The organism is Secundilactobacillus sp. MJ173 (assembly GCF_059704265.1).
Window position 1 is genome coordinate 1 of the sequence record NZ_BAAKGN010000064.1, and the last position, 24,724, is coordinate 24,724.

General features: G+C 42.9%; 30 protein-coding genes. 4 read left to right on the plus strand and 26 right to left on the minus strand.

Translation table 11 applies throughout. From position 1 onward, the window contains the following. Positions 1 to 235: 235 nt before the first annotated feature. On the minus strand, positions 236 to 619 hold the full coding sequence (locus tag AC6H04_RS10060; RefSeq protein WP_497571540.1) for a CvfD/Ygs/GSP13 family RNA-binding post-transcriptional regulator: 384 nt from the start codon (positions 617 to 619) through the stop codon (positions 236 to 238). A 76-nt stretch (positions 620 to 695) separates the two neighbouring features. Beyond that, positions 696 to 1,280: a peptidylprolyl isomerase gene (locus tag AC6H04_RS10065; RefSeq protein ID WP_497571541.1), complete on the minus strand. Its 585-nt coding sequence runs from the start codon at positions 1,278 to 1,280 to the stop codon at positions 696 to 698. A 287-nt stretch (positions 1,281 to 1,567) separates the two neighbouring features. On the opposite strand from AC6H04_RS10065, the gene AC6H04_RS10070 reads away from it, so the two are divergent. Next, the gene (locus AC6H04_RS10070; protein WP_497571542.1) at positions 1,568 to 2,215 is read left to right on the plus strand and encodes a VTT domain-containing protein; all 648 of its coding nucleotides are present in this window, start codon (positions 1,568 to 1,570) and stop codon (positions 2,213 to 2,215) included. 46 nt (positions 2,216 to 2,261) lie between these two features. Here the strand turns inward: AC6H04_RS10070 and AC6H04_RS10075 are convergent, their stop codons facing one another. From AC6H04_RS10075 to ccpA, 18 genes are all read right to left on the minus strand, one after another. After that, positions 2,262 to 2,897, minus strand: a complete 636-nt coding sequence (locus AC6H04_RS10075; protein ID WP_497571543.1) for a TIGR01906 family membrane protein — start codon at positions 2,895 to 2,897, stop codon at positions 2,262 to 2,264. Further along, positions 2,890 to 3,675: a TIGR01457 family HAD-type hydrolase gene (locus AC6H04_RS10080; RefSeq protein ID WP_497571544.1), complete on the minus strand. Its 786-nt coding sequence runs from the start codon at positions 3,673 to 3,675 to the stop codon at positions 2,890 to 2,892. The genes AC6H04_RS10075 and AC6H04_RS10080 overlap by 8 nt, the downstream gene beginning before the upstream one ends. Before the next feature lie 6 nt (positions 3,676 to 3,681). After that, entirely contained in the window at positions 3,682 to 4,404 is a 723-nt protein-coding gene (locus AC6H04_RS10085; protein WP_497571545.1) for a YutD family protein, read from the minus strand. Then, a complete protein-coding gene (locus AC6H04_RS10090; protein WP_497571546.1) occupies positions 4,397 to 5,797 on the minus strand; it encodes a bifunctional metallophosphatase/5'-nucleotidase in 1,401 nt (466 codons plus the stop codon). Before AC6H04_RS10090 ends, AC6H04_RS10085 begins: the two co-directional genes overlap by 8 nt. A 14-nt stretch (positions 5,798 to 5,811) precedes the next feature. Next, entirely contained in the window at positions 5,812 to 6,423 is a 612-nt protein-coding gene (locus AC6H04_RS10095; RefSeq protein WP_497571547.1) for a metallophosphoesterase family protein, read from the minus strand. 162 nt (positions 6,424 to 6,585) lie between these two features. After that, positions 6,586 to 7,974, minus strand: coding sequence for an amino acid permease (locus tag AC6H04_RS10100; RefSeq protein WP_497571548.1), 1,389 nt, complete (start codon positions 7,972 to 7,974; stop codon positions 6,586 to 6,588). Positions 7,975 to 8,245: 271 nt separating this feature from the next. Next, positions 8,246 to 9,436, minus strand: coding sequence for an acetate/propionate family kinase (locus AC6H04_RS10105; RefSeq protein WP_497571549.1), 1,191 nt, complete (start codon positions 9,434 to 9,436; stop codon positions 8,246 to 8,248). A 17-nt stretch (positions 9,437 to 9,453) separates the two neighbouring features. Then, positions 9,454 to 10,476, minus strand: a complete 1,023-nt coding sequence (locus AC6H04_RS10110) for a class I SAM-dependent methyltransferase (protein WP_497571550.1) — start codon at positions 10,474 to 10,476, stop codon at positions 9,454 to 9,456. 94 nt (positions 10,477 to 10,570) lie between these two features. Beyond that, positions 10,571 to 10,726, minus strand: a complete 156-nt coding sequence (locus AC6H04_RS10115) for a hypothetical protein (RefSeq protein WP_497571551.1) — start codon at positions 10,724 to 10,726, stop codon at positions 10,571 to 10,573. After that, positions 10,719 to 11,141 carry a prepilin-type N-terminal cleavage/methylation domain-containing protein gene (locus AC6H04_RS10120; RefSeq protein ID WP_497571552.1) on the minus strand — a complete coding sequence of 141 codons (423 nt, stop codon included), beginning with the start codon at positions 11,139 to 11,141 and terminating at the stop codon, positions 10,719 to 10,721. The genes AC6H04_RS10115 and AC6H04_RS10120 overlap by 8 nt, the downstream gene beginning before the upstream one ends. Further along, positions 11,138 to 11,341, minus strand: coding sequence for a hypothetical protein (locus tag AC6H04_RS10125; protein WP_497571553.1), 204 nt, complete (start codon positions 11,339 to 11,341; stop codon positions 11,138 to 11,140). The genes AC6H04_RS10120 and AC6H04_RS10125 overlap by 4 nt, the downstream gene beginning before the upstream one ends. Then, positions 11,319 to 11,765: a prepilin-type N-terminal cleavage/methylation domain-containing protein gene (locus AC6H04_RS10130; RefSeq protein ID WP_497571554.1), complete on the minus strand. Its 447-nt coding sequence runs from the start codon at positions 11,763 to 11,765 to the stop codon at positions 11,319 to 11,321. Before AC6H04_RS10130 ends, AC6H04_RS10125 begins: the two co-directional genes overlap by 23 nt. Next, entirely contained in the window at positions 11,737 to 12,042 is a 306-nt protein-coding gene (gene comGC / locus AC6H04_RS10135) for a competence type IV pilus major pilin ComGC (RefSeq protein WP_497571555.1), read from the minus strand. The genes AC6H04_RS10130 and comGC overlap by 29 nt, the downstream gene beginning before the upstream one ends. Next, complete coding sequence (locus AC6H04_RS10140; RefSeq protein ID WP_497571556.1) at positions 12,042 to 13,076, minus strand: type II secretion system F family protein; 1,035 nt, start codon at positions 13,074 to 13,076, stop codon at positions 12,042 to 12,044. The genes comGC and AC6H04_RS10140 overlap by 1 nt, the downstream gene beginning before the upstream one ends. Beyond that, positions 13,018 to 13,989 carry a competence type IV pilus ATPase ComGA gene (comGA, locus tag AC6H04_RS10145; RefSeq protein ID WP_497571557.1) on the minus strand — a complete coding sequence of 324 codons (972 nt, stop codon included), beginning with the start codon at positions 13,987 to 13,989 and terminating at the stop codon, positions 13,018 to 13,020. Before comGA ends, AC6H04_RS10140 begins: the two co-directional genes overlap by 59 nt. A gap of 105 nt (positions 13,990 to 14,094) precedes the next feature. After that, the gene (locus tag AC6H04_RS10150) at positions 14,095 to 14,829 is read right to left on the minus strand and encodes a YebC/PmpR family DNA-binding transcriptional regulator (RefSeq protein ID WP_497571558.1); all 735 of its coding nucleotides are present in this window, start codon (positions 14,827 to 14,829) and stop codon (positions 14,095 to 14,097) included. A 107-nt stretch (positions 14,830 to 14,936) separates the two neighbouring features. Continuing rightward, the gene (locus AC6H04_RS10155; protein WP_497571559.1) at positions 14,937 to 16,418 is read right to left on the minus strand and encodes a CPBP family intramembrane glutamic endopeptidase; all 1,482 of its coding nucleotides are present in this window, start codon (positions 16,416 to 16,418) and stop codon (positions 14,937 to 14,939) included. Positions 16,419 to 16,513: 95 nt separating this feature from the next. Further along, complete coding sequence (gene ccpA, locus AC6H04_RS10160; protein WP_497571560.1) at positions 16,514 to 17,515, minus strand: catabolite control protein A; 1,002 nt, start codon at positions 17,513 to 17,515, stop codon at positions 16,514 to 16,516. A gap of 469 nt (positions 17,516 to 17,984) precedes the next feature. On the opposite strand from ccpA, the gene AC6H04_RS10165 reads away from it, so the two are divergent. Further along, positions 17,985 to 19,085 carry a M24 family metallopeptidase gene (locus AC6H04_RS10165; protein ID WP_497571561.1) on the plus strand — a complete coding sequence of 367 codons (1,101 nt, stop codon included), beginning with the start codon at positions 17,985 to 17,987 and terminating at the stop codon, positions 19,083 to 19,085. An 88-nt stretch (positions 19,086 to 19,173) separates the two neighbouring features. Here the strand turns inward: AC6H04_RS10165 and AC6H04_RS10170 are convergent, their stop codons facing one another. Beyond that, positions 19,174 to 19,647 (minus strand): YtxH domain-containing protein, encoded by a 474-nt coding sequence (locus AC6H04_RS10170; RefSeq protein ID WP_497571562.1) that lies wholly within the window; start codon positions 19,645 to 19,647, stop codon positions 19,174 to 19,176. Between the two features lie 23 nt (positions 19,648 to 19,670). Then, complete coding sequence (locus tag AC6H04_RS10175; protein ID WP_497571563.1) at positions 19,671 to 20,075, minus strand: DUF948 domain-containing protein; 405 nt, start codon at positions 20,073 to 20,075, stop codon at positions 19,671 to 19,673. 144 nt (positions 20,076 to 20,219) lie between these two features. On the opposite strand from AC6H04_RS10175, the gene AC6H04_RS10180 reads away from it, so the two are divergent. After that, positions 20,220 to 21,071 (plus strand): mechanosensitive ion channel family protein, encoded by an 852-nt coding sequence (locus tag AC6H04_RS10180; protein WP_497571564.1) that lies wholly within the window; start codon positions 20,220 to 20,222, stop codon positions 21,069 to 21,071. Positions 21,072 to 21,355: 284 nt separating this feature from the next. Here AC6H04_RS10180 and cbpB read toward each other — a convergent pair whose 3' ends face one another. From cbpB to racE, 4 genes are read right to left on the minus strand one after another with little or no spacing between them, the layout of a single operon-like run. Then, positions 21,356 to 21,850, minus strand: coding sequence for a cyclic-di-AMP-binding protein CbpB (cbpB, locus tag AC6H04_RS10185; RefSeq protein WP_497571565.1), 495 nt, complete (start codon positions 21,848 to 21,850; stop codon positions 21,356 to 21,358). A gap of 22 nt (positions 21,851 to 21,872) precedes the next feature. After that, positions 21,873 to 22,391, minus strand: a complete 519-nt coding sequence (locus AC6H04_RS10190) for a metallophosphoesterase (protein WP_497571566.1) — start codon at positions 22,389 to 22,391, stop codon at positions 21,873 to 21,875. Between the two features lies 1 nt (position 22,392). Further along, on the minus strand, positions 22,393 to 22,995 hold the full coding sequence (locus AC6H04_RS10195) for an XTP/dITP diphosphatase (protein ID WP_497571567.1): 603 nt from the start codon (positions 22,993 to 22,995) through the stop codon (positions 22,393 to 22,395). After that, positions 22,985 to 23,836, minus strand: coding sequence for a glutamate racemase (racE, locus tag AC6H04_RS10200; protein ID WP_497571568.1), 852 nt, complete (start codon positions 23,834 to 23,836; stop codon positions 22,985 to 22,987). Before racE ends, AC6H04_RS10195 begins: the two co-directional genes overlap by 11 nt. Positions 23,837 to 23,997: 161 nt before the next feature. Between racE and AC6H04_RS10205 the strand changes: the two genes are divergently transcribed. Then, the gene (locus AC6H04_RS10205; protein ID WP_497571569.1) at positions 23,998 to 24,483 is read left to right on the plus strand and encodes a DUF2507 domain-containing protein; all 486 of its coding nucleotides are present in this window, start codon (positions 23,998 to 24,000) and stop codon (positions 24,481 to 24,483) included. The last annotated feature ends 241 nt before the right edge of the window (positions 24,484 to 24,724 follow it).

Genomic DNA, 24,724 nt, shown 5'->3' on the forward strand with positions numbered 1-24,724 from the left:
TCTTTACTCGACTTAATTAGTATAACCAAGATGTAATTCGATGTCAACAACTTTTTGAATCTTTATTCATTCACATCAGCTGCTCAATTATGATACTAATTGCCGAATGTAAGAACGTTTGAATATTAAATGCCTGAATATAAATTCAAATAATTAATAATGCGTTCTTTAACAACAGGTAAAATAATACCAGCTATTAGCGGCAGGGTCAAGCACAAATAATAAAATAACCAAATTATTTTGCAACAAACTCTTTAAGAGCTTCCTGAGCCCATGCCTGTCTGCGTTTTTGGATCGGCTTAAACCCTTCATGAACGTTACGACTGGTCCAATAGTGACGATGCCGATTTTCGTTCTGAGGGGCAACCGGTGCTAAGGGCGCTTGCGTTTCTTCCAAGCATCTCAACGATAAAGAAATCTTTCCAGTAAACTCGTCAATATCTAAAACGACAACATCGATCTCATCGCCTACCGATAAGTAATCGTGGATATCTTTAACAAACCCATAATGACACTCAGAAATGTGAATCAGTCCCTGAACATCATTGCCAAGATTAACAAACGCACCATACGGCTGAATACCTGTAATCGTTCCGTGTACGTGATCACCTATTCGCATGACTAAAACCTCTTTTCTACATATAATAGACAAAAGGCTTGAGGCCAACGTGCCCCAAGCCTTTCGTCAGTTCAATCTAATCTTCAATAGAGACGGATTCAATCACGATGTCTTCTAGTGGTTTATCGGACTCATCCGTTTTCACCGTAGCCATCTGATCGACAACATCCATACCCTCGACCACTTGGCCAAAAACCGTATGCCTAAAATCAAGCCATGGTGTACCACCACTCTGGTAAGCCGTCACGATTTCTTCGGGAAAGTGTGCATCCTTCATCTGTTGCGTCAACTGTTGAGACATATGCTGATTCTGAACAATAAAGAACTGACTGCCATTGGTATTAGGACCACTGTTAGCCATTGAAACTGCGCCGCGAAGATTGTAAAGTTCCTTGGAAAACTCATCTTCAAAGGGTTCATCCCAAATACTGGAACCACCCATTCCTGTGCCTGTTGGGTCACCGCCTTGAACCATAAAGTCGTTGATTACGCGATGGAAAATAACTTCATCATAGTAGTTTTTCTTGGCGAGTGTCACAAAGTTTTCTACTGCCTTAGGTGCTTGTTCTGGAAATAACTGAATCACAACGTCACCCATTGACGAATGGATGGTTGCCCGGGGGCCTTCAGCCTTATCGGGTTGTAACTGTGGATAGTTCACATTTATACCTCCAAGTTTTCTTTCATATCTATTATCCATGAAATAAGACGAAAAGCAAGTCTCAGACACCGGATAACGCGGTCTTGCTACCGTCTAAACTAGTTAATGGGTCATATGGAATTGTACCACAATCCCTGTACTATTACAGATAACTACCTTAACAAATTATCCACCATCAATCACTCCTAAAGTTACGATTCGCTTAAATCCATCAGAAGTGCTTTTACCAGCCCAGATTCTCTGATACAATATCAGCAACTTACATGTGAAAGGAAACATTCTAAATTATGGGTCAATTGATTGATTTCGTGCTCCACATTGACAGTCACATGATTACTATCGTAAACACGTTTGGTGGCTGGTCATACGGCATACTTTTTCTGATTATTTTCGTTGAAACTGGTGCAGTCATACTGCCATTCTTACCTGGCGATTCGCTACTCTTCGCAGCTGCAGCTTTAGCAGCTAACCCTGATTACCACCTCAGCATTCTCGCGTTTGCAGCCATTTTCTTAGTGGCTTCCATCGGTGGTGATTCATCAAACTTTTTTATTGGGCGTCGGGCCGGTATCGCAATTACACACCACCCATTCTTTAGTCGTTTCATAAAGGAAGAAAACTTAGCTTCAGCCAGAAAGTTCTTTGAAAAACACGGTAAAATCGCTATTTTCTTGGCTCGCTTCATGCCAATCATTCGAACTTTTGTCCCGTTTGTGGCAGCAACATCAAATTACAAATACCGTTCCTTCTTACGCTATAACATCCCCGCTTGTATCTGTTGGGTACTATTGTGTTGCGGTGGCGGCTATTTCTTCGGTAACATCGACTTCGTTAAAGCCCATTTCTCACTGGTTGTCCTTGGAATCATCGTTGTTTCAATGATTCCAGCGTTTGTGGGTTTGCTTAAAAGTCGTACCCAAGTCAGCAAAGATTAATCTCAAAAAACTCTAGCCGGTCTATTAAGACCACACTAGAGTTTTTTTATTTGTCTAAAAAGTCGCGTCTCCCTTGCCAGATTCCCCACACCATCGTTAACTCAAACAAGCCAAATGCCAGTAAGAAACACTGTGAGAAAAAACTTTCTGGTAAAACAAGGATGACTGGATCAAATCGGGGATCAAATAGCCAATCTGAATTACGAAATAAAAGCTTATGAAACTCAATGAAGAACTGGTTAAAATTAATCAGCATTAGTAACGCCGCCAAAACCGGCACAACAGCAGCTGTCTGAAAAGGTCGAATGAGCTTCCAGAGCATTTTCTTAACGGACAATGACCGCAAGAAATGAATTGCTGGCCAAATCGTCACAATCAAGACACCGTTATTTAATAAAAATAAGTGTTTAACATCGATGAAGTGCTGTAGGCCACTAGGAGAAGTTGGAAAGTCCATCATGTCCAGTCTGGTGATCCACGGTAATTGCAAATATCCCAGTAGCTGTAAATAATTTTGGATGATTCGACCAGTAGATACTTGAACAACTTTGGATAAATGCCCTAATTTAACGTTTAGCCAATAAAGCCATACACTGTTGATCGTTAAAAATATGACCAGCGAAATGATCGCTAAAAAAAGTGCGATCCATTGAAATGTCACTTTTAATCTCACCTTAATCATCCTCAACCGACCATTCATCTAAATTATTAATTTCATACGTAGGCGCCACTTCTTGTTGTGATACCTGTTCACGCGTAGACAAGCCCGTATACACTAACAGCGTATCCATACCAAAACGAATACCAGCTGTGATATCAGTCTTGTAATTATCGCCAACCATGATGACCTGGGATTTTTCTAATCCAATCTTCTTCAACGCATTGGCCATGATAATAGTCTCAGGTTTACCAATGTAAATTGGCCGTTGCTGAGTGGTGTAGGCCACCATCTCGACTAAGGATCCCGCACCGGGCAGCATCCCTCTTTCGTTTGGAATATTGGAATCCGGATTGGTCCCAATAAACTTCGCACCAGCACGGATAGCCAACGTCGCAATCTCGAATTTATGGTAGGTCACATCTGAATCCAGACCCACCACCACAAAATCTGGGTGGTGTTCGCTCAATTCAAATCCCTTATCCAAGAACGCCTGAATCAATCCGATTTCACCAATAATATAAACTTTGTTCTGTCCTGCTTCAGCAATTCCCGCTACGTAGTCTGCCGTTGCTAAGCCGGCCGTATACACGTTCTCCGGTCTAACATGAATATCGTGATTAGTTGCCAAATTGTCGACGACATCAACGGGTAATTTGGTGGTGTTATTGGTCACAAACAGAAAATCCTTATCCGCTGCCTGTAAACGTTCAACAAACCGTTTTGCAGCAGGAATTCGACGCTTACCAGCGTAAACTGTCCCGTCGAGATCGATAAAGTAACCATCATAATGTTTTTGCATGAAACCCTAGTCCTCTTTTTCTCGAATAGTAAATTTGCGGTGCTGACTGTGCCCAACCGTTTTAATAGCGCCATGTCGTTGGCTGACCGGTGTCTTCTTAATAGGTTTAACCTTTTCCACAGTATAGGCCTTTTGCTGACCGTTATTTGGCCGACTTGTTCGTTTTGTATGCTGTTGACGGGTCGAATTTGGCCGTTCAGTCTTATTCTCGCTCTGCTGTACGTTCTTTGTCCGGTTCGCAGAACGATTACGATTTTGCTGTCGACCATTATTGCTTTGATTTTTACTCGTTTGGTTCTTATTAGCTTGATTTCGATTGGGACGGTGACTGCCTTCACGGGGTTTAGAACTGCGCTTAGGCATCACCACCTTAGCATCCGCATTATGCATGACAAAATAAGGACAGCCCGTATTGCAGGCTTCGTCCAGATAATCTTGCAGGACACCAATCTTCAATTCACCAGCCACGTTGCGCTTATCATCATAAAAACCACGTAAGCGTAACTGACCAAAGCCCCAGTCCCCAACTAAATAATCGTATCGGGAAAAATACGTGTTAAACCGGTCACTCAATTCTACTCGATCAAAGGCATCGCGGTAATTTACTACCAATTCATAGGGATGTTCGTTGATCTGGTAATGCGTTTCATCAACGGCAACGATAACGCCACCAGGTTCTCTGCTGGCACGTGCATCATCAATTAAGGTTTGCATTGATTTCTTATCCATGATCATCCTCCTTTCTAATCGGATATTGTTTGGCGAGATAGTCACCATAAACTGTTCTTAAAAGCTTACCATATAAAATTTCATTTTGCCCAACAATTGAAATCGTGGGAAAGAACGGAATAAAGAGGTAGTGGTCTGGCATGGCCACCGTATAAGTGCGTAATGGCGACAATGGTTCGCCACGAAAAAGAACAGAGCCATCATGGTCATTGTAGGTAATCCCCGAATAATTCAGCGCACCAAACACCTTACCACGAAAACCCATTCCCTTAATTGGAAACCGTACCAAAAAGCGTCGGTTCTTTTCCATTTCCTGAATCAACCGCCACAGATTATCTCCGCTTAAGGTAACTTTCATTACATGCATGGCGTGCGGCAACATCTGATGCAGATGATTTCGCGAAATAATCCCTGCAGGCAAGTCTTGCAAGAACAAACCGCCATTTAAAATAGCCGCATCCGTACCCGCGTAATCTTCCAGAGCAGCTAACCCTTCACTGATCAACCGTGAATGTCCCTGCCAATTCTTTTCCATCTTTACCGGTAGATCAGCCACTTTTTGCGCGTCTAGTAGCTGCTCACCCTGGTCTTCATAGCCTTCGATTTCCTGTCGATCACCAGTAGCTGCCTGAAGATTAGCCGTTTGAACAACTGAAGCTGATGACTTTACAATATAATGATCAGACAACTCCAACTGAATCGTGCCAACATACTCGCCGTATTTTCCAGCCGCTCCCAGTAGCGCCGATTGATCATGCTCACCATGTGGTAATAAATGGTGGGTGTGTGCGCCTAAAATCACATCAATATCAGGAAACCGTTTGGCGATAGCGCGATCCACATCCAGTCCAAGGTGCGACAGTAAAATTGTACAGTCATACTGACCTTTAAACCGCTCTAGCAAATATGGCAGCATCCGCTCCACCGAAATGGGTTCCCAGCCGAGCAATGGGTAAGTCAACGTATAAGGTGCGGTTAAACCTAATACCAATACTCGAGTACCGGCTTTCGTCTTGATCACCTTTCCAGGAAGTGCCCATTTAGGTTGCATAATCTTCGGTGCATTCAGTAAATTGCCCAAAATAACGTCAAAATTGGCATGGTCATACATGTGCACTAATTGGTCTTTAGAGTTGCCCAAACCTTCGTTATTGCCGATCGTCACGCCATCATAATGAATCTGATTCATTAGCGTTACGTTAAACTGACCGTCAGTTGCTTCCGTTAACGGGTGCGCACGATCCATTGCATCACCAATGTCAAAGGTCAGTACTTGGTTGCCAGCTGCTTCGTACCGCTGCCGTTCTTCAAGCAAATAGCGGCGGATCTTAGGCCAATTTTCGAAGTGCGAATGCAGGTCATTAGTGTGTAAAATTGTAATCTTCTCAGTCATACCCCACTCCTCTGCTATCTTCTCTTCTGAAAATCGTTATATTTACCTGCAACCATTTCTTCGATTTCAGCCATTGAAAAGGGTGTCCCAAACGGTGGCTTTTCTTTTAAATAATCTGTTTCAGGCGTATCAACACCAACGTTGATGTCTTCTTTCACGTTAACCGAATAATGGTGAATATGGCCGTGCAAATTAATAATCTGCTTAACAATACCCATCATCATCGGATAATGCGTCATATAGTACTGCCGATGGTTAACCTTGATAATGGCACCAACATCGTGAAATTCGAATTTGGGTTTGCCACCATAAGTATAATTATGCTGAGCTAGATACTTAAACAGCGCACGATTATCATGGTTACCTTTAATGAGCACCAAATGACCATTTAACTGATTCAATACATCTAAAATGGCGGCCTCAGCTGCCCGCTCTGGCCGAATGAAGTACAGTGCAATATCGCCTAGGTGATAAACTGTATCTTCTGGCGTTACCCGAGCATTCCAATGATCAATAATCGTCTGATTCATTTCTGCTACCGAATTAAATGGTCTTGGCGCAAAATCTGAATTACCGAGTAAGTCCTTATGAAAAAAATGCGTATCTGCGGTGAAATACAGTTGCACGCTGACCCCTTCTTTGTTCAAAATGATTTTAATTTTAAAAAAACACCATGCTTTAAGTCTACCATGTTACCCCTCAGATAGGAAAGTAACTAAGTTGAATCTACTGGTCGAAATAGAAGGCACTGCACAAAAAAACCGGAACTCCAAGTCCCGGTTTTAATCTTATTTCAAACGGTGTGGCTTATCTGCTTCCGCCCGATCAATACCACTCTTAAACAACCAAAGGGCAAAGAGCCAAATTACGGAACCAATCAGAGCAACCAACGTTTCAAATCTAAATAGTAAAATAACTGCCACCATGATCAAAAACAACAATACGAAGTAGTCGGAATATGGGGCAAACGGCATTTTAAAGTTCACTTGTTTTTGCTTTCCAGCTTTAGCTTCCCGTTTGTACTTAATGTGAGCCAAAATAATCGAGCCCCAAATGAACAGGAAACAAGTGGTCGCAATACTGGAAATCAAGGTAAACACTTTACCAGGTATAAAGAAGTTCAGCAATACCACCACGGCAATGATTACTGCCGAAAAGAGCATCGCATTGACGGGTACTTGCGCTTTCGACATTTTAGTTAAGCGTTTTGACAGTTTTGTCTTGCCACCATAAGACAGTGAAAAGAGCATCCGTCCAGTCGTAAACAAAGCACTGTTACATGCTGACGCCGCAGCTGTTAGTACCACAAAGTTAATGATAGCAGCCGCTGATTTGATCCCGATTGCAGCAAAGACTTCTACAAAGGGACTCTGGTTCGGTGAAATATAGTGCCATGGATAAATGCACATCAAAGCCATCAATGAGCCTAAATAAAACAAAATTACCCGCATAGGGATTTCGTTAATGGCCTTAGGAATGATGATTTTCGGATCATTAGTTTCAGAGGCGGTCATCCCCACCATTTCAATACCAATAAAACCAAACAAAACCATCTGAAACGACAGGAAGAACCCTTTTGCACCGTGGGCAAAAAAGCTACCATGCGCTAAATTCATCACTGAAGCATGGCCTACCGGCGTTTTAAATTGAATCACTACGAGAACAACCCCAACCGCAATCAACGCAATAATGGCGGCTACTTTAACGATTGCAAACCAAAATTCAGTTTCTCCGAAAGCTTCCACCGTGATGGCATTGATCAATACTAGAATCAGCAAGAACATTAAACCCGTCACCCATTGTGGTAAGTTTGGAAACCAGAATTTCATGTAGAGGCCTGACGCTGTCAAGTCAGCCATGGCGATACTTAGCCAACAGACCCAATAGGTCCACCCAGCAATAAAACTCCAGCGTTCACCCAGATATTTTCGAATAAAATCAATGAAAGAATGGGCACTTAAATCAGTTAATAACAGCTCACCAAGTGCTCGCATGAGTAAAAAGCACGCGATACCGGCAATTAAATACGCCAATAAAATTGAAGGTCCTGTTAAATGAATTGATTGTCCGGCGCCTAAGAAAAGTCCCGTACCAATCGTACCGCCTAAAGCAATCATTTGAACATGACGGTTCTTTAACCCTCTTGATTGCTGTTTGACAGGTTGTGTTTTTACCATATTACTCATCACTCCTTCATGGAAGTCCATTATACACGTGAAAAGTAGCGGTTTGTTGACGAATCAACTCAAAAGCCAGAATTATGACGATGATGACCTCACATATTCGCGTTATTATCACCATTATCGCTTTGATGATGTTTCTTCACTTATGGGTGAAGAGAATGCACGCTTATGATTTATGGTTGAAAGAAAGTGAAGTATATGCCTTTCCAACGTAAAAAAGGACTCGATTCAACGAATCAAGTCCTTTTATCCGGATCAATGATGCTTATTTAGTTAACCGTTCAACGTCACGAACGATCATTAATTCCTCGTCAGTAGGAATTAACAACGTTTTAACCGTTGCATCCGCCGTTGATAAATCACGTTCAACGCCGCGAATATGGTTCTTTTCAGGATCAACTGCAATCCCAAAGTAACTTAATTTATCGGCAACTTCTTGACGAATAGGAATATCGTTTTCACCAACACCGGCCGTAAAGACAATGGCATCAACACCGTTCATCTCAGCGATGTATTGGCCAATGTAACGAACGATTCGGTTGATGTACATATCACGAGCAAGGTGTGCTTTCTCGTTGTCATCTTGAACCTTTTCAAGGTCACGCATATCAGCTGAATATTCTGATACACCCAGTAAACCTGATTTTTTGTTCAAAATGTTGATCATGTCGTTAGGATCCTTAATGTTTAATTTTTCCATTAAGAAAGTGACCAACGAAACGTCGATATCTCCTGAACGGGTGGCCATCATGATACCAGCTAACGGCGTGAAGCCCATGGAAGTATCAAAAGACTTGCCGTTCTTAACCGCAGTAATTGAAGCACCAGCACCAATATGCAAGGTAATCAACTTCAAATCCTTTAAAGGCTTACCCAACATCTCAGCAGCACGGCTGGCAACGTAACGGTGACTAGTCCCATGCGCACCGTACTTACGAGCGCCATACTTTTCGTAGTATTCGTAAGGAATAGCATACATGTAGTTCGTCTTTGGCATCGTGGTATGGAATGACGTATCAAATACTGCCACGTTAGGAACATCTGGCAAAATCTTTCTGAATGCCCGAATACCCATAGCTTCGGATGGGTTGTGCAGTGGCGCATATTCAGCTAAATCTTCGATCTTCTTCAAAACGTCATCGTCTACTAAGACTGAATCCGTGAAGAATTCACCACCGGCAACGACCCGGTGACCTACACCAGTAATTTCGTTGTAGTTAGCAATAATCTTTAATTCAATCAATTTATCAAGCATCAAATTGATGGCTTGTTCGTGGTCATCAACGTCTTGGACGTTCTCAAACTTCTGACCATCACCATACTTGATGGTAACGATTGAGTCTTTCAAACCAATTCGTTCGATTACACCACTGGTAATCACTTTTTCTGATGGTACTTCAAATAACTTAAACTTTAATGTTGAACTTCCTGCATTGACGGCAAGTGTTTTTCCCATACGATAATCTCCTTATGTTAACGCTTTAGTAAATCATTTAGTTCCCAGTCAACCATTTCTGCTATGAACTTTGAAAATGCGGTTTGATCTTTAAATGACGGAAATTCGCCAATCATGACCTTATCAGCCTGCTTCACATCTTTACCATGCCGCTGCAACAGCATAATTGATTTTGCTGATTGCTGAGCAGTAAAGAGATCCTTTGGCAGTGCCAACAACCCTTGCAAATAAGCCTCATCTTGAAGCCAAGACAAAAGCCCCTTGGATTCCGTGGTTGAAAACAACTGACTTGGAACCAAAAAGACACCATAACCACCAGGCTTCACGTAGCGCATTGCTTGTTCCAGCAATAAATGATGGACATAGGAATGGCCTGATTGCGCGTGTGTCTTAAAATTTGTCACCTTTTCATCAAGTGGATAATAACCAATCGGCAGATCAGACACCACTAGATCAGCCTCTGGAATCTGTAATTCTCCCAGTGCGTCTTGGTGCATTAGCGTCACTGAAGCATCTTGCAGAGTCGTACTAATGTCGGCCACTGACAACAGTGACTCGTCGTTATCAATCCCAATAGCAGCGACATGTTCATGGGTCGCATCCTTCAACTGGTTGATAATCGTCGTCAATAAATTGGCGGTCCCAACAGCTGGATCAAGAATCGTCAATCGGTTTTGCTTTTCAACCAGCCGAATGACTAAATACCCCATGACCATCCCGATACTATCAGGAGTCATTTGATGATTACCCTGAATGTCATCCTCACGCATAGCCTTCAACATTGATAGCTGAATACCTTGGCGCACGGTTTCTGGATTCAGCTGAGTGCGATCAACAGAGTCGTAAAGGCCCTGAAGTTGCTGCACAACCTTATCATCCGGTCGACCGTCTTCTACCTGAACGTGTCCGTCAATCAGATTATCACCAGATTCAATAAAGGCGTCTAGATAAGACGTCGAGAGCGCTTCTTTAAGTAACTCACTTGATTCATCGAGCACTTTAAAAAACGCCTCTGTTTCTTTAATAGCCAGAATTGTCAACCTCCTGTCCTATTGGTTTTTCCGCACAAATATAAGTTTACAAATATTCGTCCGTTAATTCAAGCGAACAGGTGAAATTTAACGACGTCTTTGCTTATTTAGCTCTTAATTGTTGTTCATAGTGTTGAATCAAAATATGATAGGCCTGTACTTGATGTTGATAACCCTGTAACTGAAAAAGTAAGATACCGCTTAATAAAATCAAAAAAAGCAGGGCAAGAATGGTCACGAATCCCTGGCGATTATTCATCATGTTCTCCAATGGCAGTGGTGGCCGAAAAATGTTGCAGTTTGGTATTGACCTCGATTTTTAAGTGACGATGGTCGACCCCGAGCTGATAATCAGTCATTCCTGTAAAAAGTGGCATATATCCCCCCTTATCCGTCGTCAAGATAAGATTGTCATCATGCCCCCTCAACAAATAAGTGCGTTTCTTATCCGTATGAGGTTCAAGCTGTGCTTCATACGAATTAACCTTGTCTAAAGTAAACCGGTACTGATTGCCTTCCAACTCTCCCAGCATATGGTACCAAGCCAATTGCTCATCATGTTTTTGCTGAGGACGCACTGCTAACATTTGAAAGCCGAATTGCAAGCTTAATAGGGCTAATGCGGTTACTACCAATGCGATTAGCGTTTCAATCAATGTAAAGCCAGCTTTCATTTCATCACCCGTTTTTCTTGCTTTAACTGAGCTTCATATTGATGTCGTAACTGTTGAACATGCTCCTGTCGTTGCTCCAATTGGTTTTCCATGGTTGTTTGCACCTGAACATAGAAAATCAATCCGGCACTAATCAAGACTAATCCCATTAAGGCATCACTCAAGACGAATGCCCGCTTACGCTGCTTCACGATCAACATGATAGACCCCCCAACCCATTTGAATGACCAATCGATAAGTACACTGATCAATATCTGATTTAACCGTCACCGTCCGCGGTGAAGTGGTACCATCGGAACGAATCGCGATTTTCTCAAATCGTTCTGGATGAAGGCTTCGTGGCATCCTCAGTGTTTTCTCTTTCTGGGCTGTTCGAAAAATAACTGGTGAGCCATCTTCCAAACTAATATCGGTGCTACGACCATGGTATTGAGCCTCATAAAGGGCTTGTTTCCAATAACCATCAAAACTTTCCCAAAACGCCCGCTCGGTTTGCAATGATGAGCGGGAAAATCGCTGGCTACCAACCATAACGAGAACCAAAATACTGCTTACAATCACTAACGTCACCAGCATCTCAATCATCGTAAATCCTTCACGAACCGACTTTAACTTCGTCACCATTAATTTTGATCCCTTCTTTGACAGCAATCTTAACTTGTTTATCAGTGAGATAGCCGGCTTTTTGCAGTTCCTCTAAGCTCGCCGTTTTCTTCTCTGCTGTATCCAGGTAGGTGTCCAATTGCGTCTGAACCACAGTGGTCATTGCACCGGTGTGAACCGTATTCGCTCGGTTCTTTTGGTGGCTAATATTAGGAACGATTATTAAGATAAGTAGGCCAATAATAAAGAGAACAATTGTCATTTCTATTAAAGTAAAGCCATTCTTTTTTCGCTGCATTATAGTCCTCCAATCGTATGGTACATGGGCAAGAATAAGCTGGCATAAGCCCCAATGATAACTCCGCCAATCAAAATAAATGATAACGGTTGAATCCAGGTCATCATGACTTCTAAACGATTAGTAAGCCGCTGATAATAAAGTTCAGTCAGAGCAGTGAGTTCTTTAACTAACTCTGCCTGTGGTTTACCGCTTTGAAACAGTAATTGCAGTTCGTTTGGTAAAAAATGAAATTGCATTAAGACTTCAGAAAGTGGTAAACCAGCAGCTAGCGCGGTTTCTAATTTACCGCCTAGCTGATATAAAAGCGTCGTCGTTTTAGCTTTACGAAGTGTCAGCAAAATCTCTTGAAAACCCAGCCCGCCTTGAAACATTATCGTAAGCGTTGCTAGAAAATAATAGCCATAGTAGCCTTTGATAATTGGCCCAAGGATTGGTAGTCGAGCGGTTTGCTCCACCCGTTTTAAGATTGGCTGCTGTTTAATCGCCTGATACGCGCAAAAAAGCAACAGTATTAATGGCAAGATCACAATACCCCACCACCAATTTGTCGAATGTGTCTGATTAGAAGCCGCAAGCGCCTCAATTTGAGGTAAAATAACTAATTTCATCCCGGTAATGATGATCACTAATATGACTGCTAAGATTAGTGGGTACTGCAGCAGACGTTTAATTTTTTGATGGCGTTGATGCGCCGTCTGTAGCAAACGACTCACCTGCCCCAAACTCCGTATTAGCTGACCATGTTCTTCTGCCAGCCGCAACTGTAACCCGATTTGATCATCCACAAAGGGTTCAAAGGTTTGACTCACGGTATAACCGGCATGGAGGTGTTCGTTGATCCAACGTAAATCGGCCATTTGCGGTTTATACAAGACTTCGCAAAACCGAATTGCGTGTCGCACAGAAAAGCCCACCAGCAATAGGTCACTGATCGTTTGGAAAATTTTGGCCTGAGTACTGATTGACCAAGGTTTAACCTGCTTTAAATCGTCGATAGACTGCTGTGGAAATTTGGTCGTTATCTCTTGCATGTCTTAGATTCTCCTCCCACTGAGGTGTCATTGCGGTGGTTTGTCCCCATTTATCTACTGGGCCACTAGCAAGATCCAGCAACGCGCTCATTTCGCCTGCGTTAGTTGGTAATAGCCGTTGATAAGCCACACCCACCACTGCCTGGTTAATGGCCGCTGAATCAATTCCTAACTGGCTTAAGCGAGTAACGATACCCTTGGCTGTCTGAGCATGGACACTGCTTAATACTAGGTGACCGCTTAATGCGGCGTCAATTGCAGCTTGAGCCGTTTCATGATCCCGAATCTCGCCGATGATCAATACCTCGGGTCGATGTCTCAACGCCACTTTGATCAAGGCCTGATAACTCATATCAGCTGCTGGATTTACCTGTAACTGCAAAAAATCCGGTGCGACGATTTCAGTGGGATCTTCAACTGAAAGTACAGACAGCGATTCACTCAACTTTTTGGCTAAATGATAAATCGTACTGGTTTTCCCTGAACCTGTGGGGCCGGCAAATAGTAGCAACCCTCGCAGCAAACTCCACTCGTGTAAGGTTGCCAACTGTTCTGGCATTAAGTAAGCTAAGTGTTGCTCTTCCAGGGGCAGTAACAGCCGAATCACAAGCGACTCTTGATTGATAAAATTACCGACACTGGATAATCTTAAATGAACCGTTTGACCGGCTACCATCAAGGTTAATGCTCCTAATTGTGGTCGCCTCGTTTCAGTAATTGCCATGTTTGCTCGGTACTTAAAATGAGCAATCAACTGCTGGCCCTCATTAATTGTTAATTCTCTGACCAATGATAACCCATTACCATGATGTTCAAACACCTTATAAGTATCATGAACGGGTTGAATGTAGAGGTCTGAACTGCCGGATGCAACTGCGGCGCTCAAAAGCATTTGGCCTAATTCTTCTATCATTACTTTTATCCTCCTGTGCCTAACTACGCTGATAACACAACGGTAGTTTGAGAGAGAACAAAAAAAGCCGTCCCTTTTATGGGAACGACTTTTTAATCAGTTCAATTATTCGACGCCTTCAGGCAACGTAGCTGCTTCGTAAACATCAGAAACATCATCGTTTGACTCAAGTTCATCAATCAAACCTTGGTATTGAGAAACTTTGTCTTCTGGAACTTCGGTAGTGTTCTCTGGGAACATCCGAACTTCAGCAGTATCCAAGTTATACTTTTCTTGCAGTGCATCACGGACTGCAGTTAAGCTCGATGGATCTGAGAAGATTTCGAATTGATCATCGCTGGTCTTCATGTCATCGGCACCAGCGTCAAGTGCATCCATCAAAACCGTATCTTCATCGGCATCTAGGCCATCACGTAAGATAACGATGTAGCCCTTACGATCAAACATATAAGAAACTGAACCAGCAGCACCTAAAGCTCCACCATGGTGTGTAAAGGCGGAACGAACAGCAGCGGCAGTCCGGTTCTTGTTATCGGTCAAAGCGGCCACCATGATAGCAGTCCCACCAGGACCGTAGCCTTCATAAGTGATTTCTTCGAACTTGGCACCGCCAACACCAGAAGCCTTATCGATAGCGCGTTGAACGTTATCCTTAGGCATGTTAGCAGCACGAGCCTTATCCATCACCAAACGAAGTTGAGGGTTGTTTGCTGGATCAGGATCACCTGCTTTAGCGGCTTGATATAAGTCACGTGAGATTTTTTGGAAAATTTTTCCACGCTTAGCATCTTGGGCGTTTTTACGTCCTTGGATGTTATGCCATTTTGAATGTCCTGACATTTCACGACTCCTCTTTTCATATAATATATTCGTTTACACAGACCTTATTATAATATCACGCGGTGAATTTCAATACAACCTGTCAGCAATGAAACCGGTAAAGTTTTCTATCCCCGCTGAACGATTGCTAAGATAAACATTGCAATAACGGCAATTACTTGAATGATATCAAATAAAAAATGCGTCAAAATGACTTGCCAAATATTTCTTGAAAAATAGTAAATCAAACCAAACAACGCACCTACGCACATGTATGGAATCATCTGAACCAGCTGACCATGAAAATTATTCCAGTGTACCAAACCAAACGCAATGGAAGAAATCACCAGCATCACCCAAGTCAGTACACCGCGCCCACGCCACTGATAAAACAACGCGTGTCGAAAAACAATTTCTTCAGCAAACGGTGCCATTAAAGTAGTTAAACTAGCCACTAATGCCATGCCAGCCGATTGAATGCTCAAAACATTCAGTGCCTCAGAACTAGCGACGCCGATGGCTTGCAACGCCTGCCGCACCACCGTCAAAACAAAGTAGGCAAGCAAAACACCACCGATTGCCACAAGTAGTCCCATCCCTATGTGCGACCTGAACCGCTGCCAGTGGCTGACTAGCACGTCACGATATAAATAAACAGCAAGACACAAGCCCGCAAAGAAAATCAAATCGACTAAAATAACGCGAAGCCATTTATTAGTAGTAATATCCGCAACAACCGCGCCTAACCCAAGTTCTACTAGGGGGATAGCAATCGCAATCAGCGTTTTAACACGTGAAATAGGTTGCTGTACGATAGCAGGCCGTGCTTCAACTGACCGATGTTTAAAGTTCAAATCTGAGTGTCCGCCCGTTGTAATCACGACATTGAAATGCTTTGTTTTGAGCAGCCAATACGCCGCCACACCGAAAACAATCGTGTATACCAGGCTGGTCCAGATACTCATCCCAGCAGTGTTACTTAACGTTCCAAAAGCCAATGCATCAAACCCATCAATCAGACCGTGTGCAATAATCGGTAACCAAAGACTACCCGTTACTAAGTAAATCGCTGCGAAAAACGATCCTAGGCCAATGGCTTCAAGCATTTGAACCAGCGTCATGGTCAAACTGCCACCGGTGGCGTTCACCAAGTGAACCAAACTAAACATCAAGCCACTTAAAAAAACGGTCCATAATGGTCCCACGTGGTAGCGCTGGCGGAGTGCACTGACTAATATCCCTCGAAAAACGTACTCCTCAAACAGACCAACCGAAAAGCCCAAAAGAACAGCCATCATGACGCGGCCAAGTGTGACATGAAACTGTGGGTTCAACGTTGAATCCCCCAGTAAGACAACGATTACGGGTAAAATCAATAGCCACTGATGACGTTCACTACTACGCCACCAGCTAACCTTGGCCTTAGGGTACCCACGATTGAGTCCCCACCAGCAACCTACAGCCAATAACTCGGTGATGACCTGCGCCCCCATTTGAGAAACTGCCGGTACCCCCGCTGATACTAGGCGTCCAACGATTGAGGTTAGCGTTAAGATGACGATAGTCGCCAGAACTGATTCGGCTGATAATAGTATTGCTCCTCGCTTCATAAGTCACCCCTCCAACAAATTTTTACAAAAATAAGCAGGCCTACGCTACCTTCAATCAGAAGATCGTGTTAAGCCTGCCCATTCAACACCCATGACTAGTGAGTTGATGCACGTTTCATTAAGCCATATGGTAATAAGACAGTCTTATTTTCCACTGGTTCATTATTCATCAATTTAGTCAGTAGCCGCATAGCCACAGCACCAATATCATACAGTGGTTGAGTAATTGACGACATCTTTGGCCGAACCATTTCGGTCAGCTTGGTATCATTACTCGTGATAATTTCAAAGTCTTCGGGCACCTTTAAGCCTGCATCCGTCACACCGTTCATCACACCAGCAGCTAATTCATCGTCACCGATAACAGCTGCAGTCGCATTAACGGATTGCAAAGCTGGCTGCAAAAGTTGGCCGGCTTTATAAGAATAATCGGTTTCAAAAACCAATTTTTCATCATAGCGTAAGCCCGCTTTTTTCAACGCTTGTTTGTAACCTTTCAGACGATAGTCCCGGTTGATTGGATAATCTAAGCTGCCAGAAACAAAAGCAACCCGTTCATTACCATGATCAATCAAATTCTTAGTGGCTTCTTCCACGGCAGCAGTATAGTCAATGTTCACGCTTGGCATTTTATCCTGATCATCGACACACCCTGCAAGAACGATTGGCGTTTTAGAACGTTCGAATTCTTTACGAACCTCGTCACTGATGTCGTTGCCCATAAAGACAATGCCATCAACTTGTTTTGCCATTAAAGTGTTAAGTACCTGCACTTCTTTGCGGCCATTTTCATCAGAGTTGGTTAAAATAATATTGTATTTATACATCATGGCAATATCATCAATTCCACGTGCCAGAGCTGAAAAGTAGATGTTGGTCACGTCTGGGATGATAACACCGACAGTCGTGGTCTTCTTACTAGCCAATCCACGTGCTACAGCGTTCGGACGGTAATCCAAGCGTTCAATCACATCTAAGACTTTTTTCCGAGTCGCCGGTTTGACGTTGGGATTCCCGTTAACCACTCTTGATACAGTGGCCATCGACACATCGGCTTCACGGGCGACGTCATAAATTGTTACGGTCTGTTTATCCATTGCGATAGCCCTTTCTTTATTGATTTAATTTGTTTTCATTGATTTTCAGTAACTCGTTAAATATATCAGATATATTTTCAGAAATCAAATTGAAAACGTTTTCAACTTGATAATACACTCTTCTAAATGACTTTTCAAGACCACAATACGAGTTCCAACCCCACCAGCAACAGCCAAAAATCAGGACGATAATTTTTTGACTATTCAACTAGTTTCTGAAAACGCCTGTTATAACTGGTTTCATAAACCTTTATGTATTAATAAGAATGACTCATTTTCGTAACTCAGAATAGAATAATGTCAATTTACAAAATATTTATCCACCTAGACCATTCTTCTTTTTTGACCTATATAACGGGAAAACATTGGCCAACATACTGGCAGATAGGAGACTGAACCCCTTTATGATTTAAACGAATGACTTCCTAAACATGCTATAATAATTGCATCCTAATGCGAGGTGAGTACTTTGTCAAAATTACAACAGGTCCAGCAATGGACTGAACAGCATCACGCTGATTTTACCTATATCAGTGATCCAATGACCATTCAGTATCTGACTGGCTTCTACAGTGACCCTATCGAACGGGTGTTAGCACTGATCGTGTTCCCTAATCAGGATCCCTTTATGTTTGCTCCTGCCCTCGAGGTTGAAGCCATCAAAGATACTGGCTTTTCATTTCCTGTATACGGTTACTTAGACCATGAAAATCCCTGGCAAATGATTGCAGATAACGTGAAAAAACGTGTTAGTCGACCAACTGAAATTGCTTTAGAAAAAACGCAGCTTTCAGTAGACCGGCTTGAGCATCTGAAGCAAGTCTTTCCTGATGCCCGTTTTGATCAAGACATGACGCCTTTCATCAACCAACTGCGTGTCATTAAAACGCCTGATGAAATCGAAAAATTAAAGATTGCCGGTAAATGGGCTGACTTTGCTTTTGAGAAAGGCTTTGCCGCTGTTAAGGCCGGTCGTACCGAACAGCAAGTCGTAGCTGAATTACAGTATGCCTTAATGAATGAGGGTATCATGCAAATGAGCTTTGATACCCTGGTTCAAGCTGGCGCACATGCAGCCGAACCACATGGGGCTACTAACGCTACTAAGTTTGAAAATAATGAATTGATTCTGTTTGACCTCGGTACAGTTTGGCAAGGTTACATTTCGGATGCCTCCAGAACTGTTGCACTGGGAAAGCCAACTGCCAAACAACTTGATATTTACCAAGTTTGTCTAGAGGCACAATTAACTGCACAAGCGGCTGCAAAACCAGGCATTACTGCCGCTGAACTGGATCAGGTCGCTCGAGATATTATTACGAAAGCCGGCTATGGTGAGTACTTCATTCACCGCCTTGGTCACGGTATGGGGATGAGCGAACATGAATTCCCATCTATTATGGAAGGCAACGACATGGTCCTTCAGCCAGGTATGTGCTTCTCGATTGAACCCGGCATTTATATTCCTGGTGTAGCCGGCGTTCGAATTGAGGATTGCGTTCACATTACTGAAGATGGTTGTGAACCATTTACCCACACTTCAAAAGAACTCACTTACGTTGGTGAATGACAAAAACTTTACTGAATGACTAACAAAAAGACAGCCTACCATTACTCAATGGTTGCGCTGTCTTTTTTGATTATTCATATTCGGTAAATTACTCTTGGTTAGGCTCATCAGTACTATCTTTGAAATCATCGTCAGTCTGCTGATCATCCGTTGGTGTGGTTGGCTCATCAGCGACATCAGCACCGCCAAAAGTATCTTCACTGTTTAAGACAATGTCATCCGAATCATCATCAGCAGAAGTGGAAACATCAGCTAATTCATCACGTAATGAATCGTCATCAGTCTTAGGCTTTAGCTGTGGATCGGTGGCAAACTTGCTAGCCGCATCTTTTACCCGATCACTGACGGTTTGTGTTTGATCAGAGAAAGTTTCCTTAAAGTCATCCCAAGCATCACTGGCATAAAAAGCATAGTCTACAGCTCGATCCTTAGCAATATCCACCTTTTCTTGCAGATCCGCTTTTAGTTCCGCCTTATCCTCGTCACTTAAATGACGATAGGCAACGTGTGCTGCAGCTGCCCCAGCAGCTAAACCAACTAAAAAGCCAAACTTCTTTCCCATAAGTCAAAAACTCCTTTCAATCATCAATCCTTATTTTTCCGACTACGATAAGCGTTAAAAACCGACTCACCAAGTTTAGCAAATAAACTGGTGGTTGCCGTCTTTTTAGCTGTTGATTTGACCTTACCCGTTAAATCATGGGTAGCTGAATTTAACTCCGAAACACTCGTACCCAAATCAGCGGCTGCTTTGAAAACGGGATCGATTGTTGCTACTTTATGGTTCACATCATCCAATAAGCTGTTGGCATTAGCCAAAATATCTTCGGCGTGCTTACTGATCACGTCCAGATCTTCAGTCATTGTTTTCACACTTTTATTGACCTCACTGAGGGTTCGCACCATCTTCATCAAGAAGGCACCGATAAATAATACCAAAATCAAAAATGCGATGGCGGCAATCAAACCTGCCACTTGTCCTGCTGTCACTACTGTACCCCTCCTTACTTTTACTGTTAGGTTAAGAATAGCATTGCCAATACGCTGACGCAATATAAACCCACCGGAACAACTGCTTTTTTTAACCTGAATCTGTTACACTAATTGATGAAACTATTTCAAGGAGCGATCGTAATGATATTGACCAGTAATCTCACCCGGTTCATCCAGCACTTCAACTGGCAACGTATTGGCGAACAGATTGCAACAACTGTCTTTCAGCTTTTACTCGTCACCGTTGGGCTGCTGTTAGTTGACTGGATTGGTAAAAAAATTATCCGGCACTTATTCAAACGCTATCGAAAAAATAAGTTTGTTGAAGGATCCTCCAATCGTGTGGATACCATGTTTACCTTAGTGATGAATATTTTCCAGTATACGATTATTTTCTTCTGGATTTATGCGTTGCTGTCATTTATGGGTGTCCCCGTTGGCACGCTGATTGCTGGTGCCGGTATCTTTAGTCTAGCTTTAGGCCTTGGTGCGCAGGGCTTTGTTTCGGATATTGTCACCGGTGCGTTTATTTTGATGGAAGACCAAATCAACGTTGGGGACTCGGTGAAAATTGGTACGGTAGAAGGCACCGTTTCCGCCGTGGGTATTCGCACTACCCAAGTCATTAGTGCGGATGGTACCCTAAACTTCATTCCCAATCGTAACATCACCATCGTGAGCAACAAATCCCGTAACGAGATGCGGGCCATGGTGCAGATTCCAATTTTCCCAGACTCACCCATTGATCAGATCAACAGCATCATCGAAACAGTGAATCAAACCGTGCCGGCTCAATTTCCAACGATCACTCAAGCACCTACTAATCTGGGAACCGTTCCCTTAGCGAATGGCCAAGTAGTGATTCAAGTTGTCACGTTTACGCAACCAGGCGAACAATTTGACGTTCAGCATAAATTGCTGTCCGCATATTTGAAGGCCATTAACGACGCTAACATTGAATTACCAACCATTTACCATAACGATTCCAAGTAAACTTAATCAACGCTACAACGAAACTGCGACAAAACTCGGTAGATTCCAGAATTTAACGTAAATAATGCCTATTCTGCGTTTTTGCGGAATAGGCATTATTTGGGTCAAATGGCCGGAATCTGGGTTTTGTCGCGTAATTAGGCTGTATTGACGTATAGCGCCAAAGTACAGTAAATACTAATTTAGATTAAAAATTAATTGAAATACTTACCAATATAGACTTATGGTACAGCCTAATTGTAGCGTTTAAACCATCATTCTCAGCTTAAATTTGTGTACGAACCTTAGCGACCGCTATTATTCTCCAACGACTTCAGCAGTGGCTGAACATCGTATTGTTCGGAAAAATTATGGGCTAAATAATTCACCCGTTTTAATAGTTCACGACGCGTAATAATCCCAGTAAAGGTTCTCTCATCTGAAACAACTGGTACAAAATTATCGTCGATCAGTAGGTGCATAATCTCTTCCAAATCAGTTGGGTCTTCAATCGAACGAAAATCCGTTTGCATCACATCGGCCACCGTCAAGCGACGCAAGTTTTCCGATGCTACATGATCCGTGTCCAGCATATGTTCCGTAATCATCGACAACGAAACTAATCCGCAAAGGTGTTGATCATTGTCTAGCACTGGCACCTTAGAGTAGCCTACCTTGGTCAGTACCAAAAAGGCGTGATAACAATCATTTTTCACCATAACGTTGGCAACCAAATTGGCTGGAATAATTAAATGATCATGGTCCGCCATAATCATTTTTTTAATTGGCTCGTCAATCATTCTTGAAATTCACTTTACCTTTCTAGCGTTGGAATTGCTGATGAAGCTGAGTCACTTGCTTCAAATCACGATTATAAAAATCAACGTGTATTTGATTAGACAACACTTCAATAATGGCAAAAGTACCGCCAATCGAAGCGTATTCACCTCGTGGCAATGAAATACTGCCAGGGTTAACGTAAAGACGCCCCTGCGACATTTCAGCAGCTAACCGGTGAGTGTGTCCGAACAGTACTACCGATGCATCGATTTCGCGGGCTTTAAGGTCTAGTCTGGTTAAACTCATTCCAACGTCGTATAAATGTCCATGCGTCATAAAGACTTTGGTTCCGTCAACCATCTGCTGAACTTCATTGGGAAAATCAGTACCAAAATCGTTGTTGCCTTTAACGACCTGAACATTCTTAAACAATGGGTCATCCTTAGTCATTTCCGAATCGCCACAATGAAATACAGCATCCACTTGATGACCATAGGCTTCAAAAATAGTTTCCAGGATCTGCCGGTCCCCATGATTATCGCTAACTGCTAACAGTTTCATACTACGCCTCCCACCAATGGTCGAACTGGGTCATCATCTTTTCAGTAGCACGGCCTCGGTGACTGATAGCATTCTTTTCGCCATCGCTCATTTCTGCCATGGTTTTTCCCTTTGACGGAATAAAAAACAGTGGATCATAACCAAAACCATTCTCACCGCGAGGAACAGTTAAAATTTCACCGTGAACCTCGCCATCTACCACTAATTTTAACCCATTGGGCTTAAGCAAAACTAAAGTGGTATGGAAAGTCGCCTGTCGTTTATCGGCGGGGACGTTCTTCAGATTATTCAATAATTTGGCATTGTTAGCAGCATCATCATGATCACTGGCATAACGTGCCGAGTAAATACCAGGCTCGCCATTTAAGGCAGCCACTTCTAGTCCTGAATCGTCAGCTAAAACCGGTAGCTGCGTGTGATCAGCAATGGCTTTAGCTTTAATAGTGGCGTTTTCCTCAAAAGTGGTCCCTGTTTCAGCAATCTCACCAACATTGGGATAGTCTGCTAAAGTTTTAATCGTAATTCCCTTTGGCGCAAGCATTTCCGCAAATTCCCGTGCTTTACCCTGATTACGTGTAGCAATCACTAATGTATTAGGCTTCATGACTGGACTCCTTTAGCTTCAAATCACCGTACATTTCTAACCGTTCAACTGGGACATGACTCACGTTCAACTGTGGTAGTTGTAGCCAGTCTTTAGCAATGGCGGTAAAACTGTTAACGTCACCTGTGGTATAAAACTGAGGATGTTCGGCTTGACCGCTAGTATTTAGCAGGTTTTGATCCGTTAATACCTGCTTGACGACCCTTACCGTTTCCAACCCAGAATCAACTAACGTCACCTCTGGTCCCATGACCGAACGAATCGAATCACTGAGCAACGGAAAATGTGTGCATCCCAAAATCAAAGTATCTACTGGATGCGCTTTAAAATACTGTAATTGGTCAGCAACAAGCTGCGTTGTTTGTGGATCATGATACTTATCTGCTTCCACCACCGTTACAAAGTCGGGGCAAGCTAGACCCTCAATCGAAGCATTTGGGGCTAAGTGACTAATGGCGCGCTGATAAGCGTGGCTCTTGATCGTTCCTTCAGTAGCAATCACACCGATATGCTGTCCAGTTGAGACCTTAACTGCGGTCTGACTGCCAGAATCGATGACGCCAACTACGGGAATCGATAACTTAGCCTGTAAAATCGGTAACGCTGCCGCGGTCGCAGTGTTACAAGCAAGTACCAGTGCCTTAATATGCTGGTCTAACAAGAAGCCCGCAATTTGCTGAACAAAGTGGGCAACCTCTTCAGTTGGGCGAGGGCCATAAGGTAAACGTGCCTGATCGCCTAAGAAAACAATTGATTCGTTTGGAAGTTGTTTGAGAGCTTCTTTAATAACGGTTAGACCGCCAACACCGGAATCTAAAAAACCAATCGGTTGAGATGTCATCAAAATCTCCCTTTCAAATAGTTCTTGAAACTATATTATTATCCTTTTTAACACCGGAAGCAAGAAATCTCAGTTTTTTTTAAGTTCCGTTAATTATCTTGCAATTTTAGCACATTCCATTGTAATCTTAACGTAATAGAAAAGTGAATGGAGAACACCTCATGAATAATCAGATTTACGCGCATTATCTTTCAGACCCCGAAAGTGCCCCACTATTTGGTAAAGCCCTCTTTCGAGACGTTGTTTTAACCGATCTATTGGGTGCCGATGCGGGCAGTATTGCATACTGGGAAGGTAAACAGCTTGCAAGGCGGTTCACCTTAGGTAGTATTCAAGACCTCGTTCGTTTTTTTCAGCAAGCTGAACTTGGCGATTTGATGCTACAAAAGCAATCCGCTAAAGAATGGCAATTTACACTTAGTGGCAAACCGGTCATCAGCCGGCTTGCTTTACAGCCAGACGCCACTTTTTCACTGGAGGCTGGTTTCTTGGCACAGACTGCACAACAAATGGTTGGCGTCGTTGCCGAAACCGAAATGGGTGAAAAACCCAAGCGGGCAGAAGGCATCAGCTTGATTGTGCATCTGGACCCTAAAGATGCTATTTCAGATCCGCAAGAACTGAACGCGATGGACATCATCGACTAACGACTGGTAATATAAAAAAGAGGTTGTGCCATAAGTCTATATTGGTAAAAATTTCATTTGGTTTCTTGACTTAAAGACAATTTAAAGTTTGCTTTTGTTCAATACTTTAATCTAGTCTAAAACTGCGCCACAACTCAGATTCCGGCCATTTAACGCAAAAAACCTTATTCCGACAAAGTTCGACGGAATAAGGTTTTTTGCGTTAAATTCTGGAATCTATCGAGTTGTGTCACACTCTCTT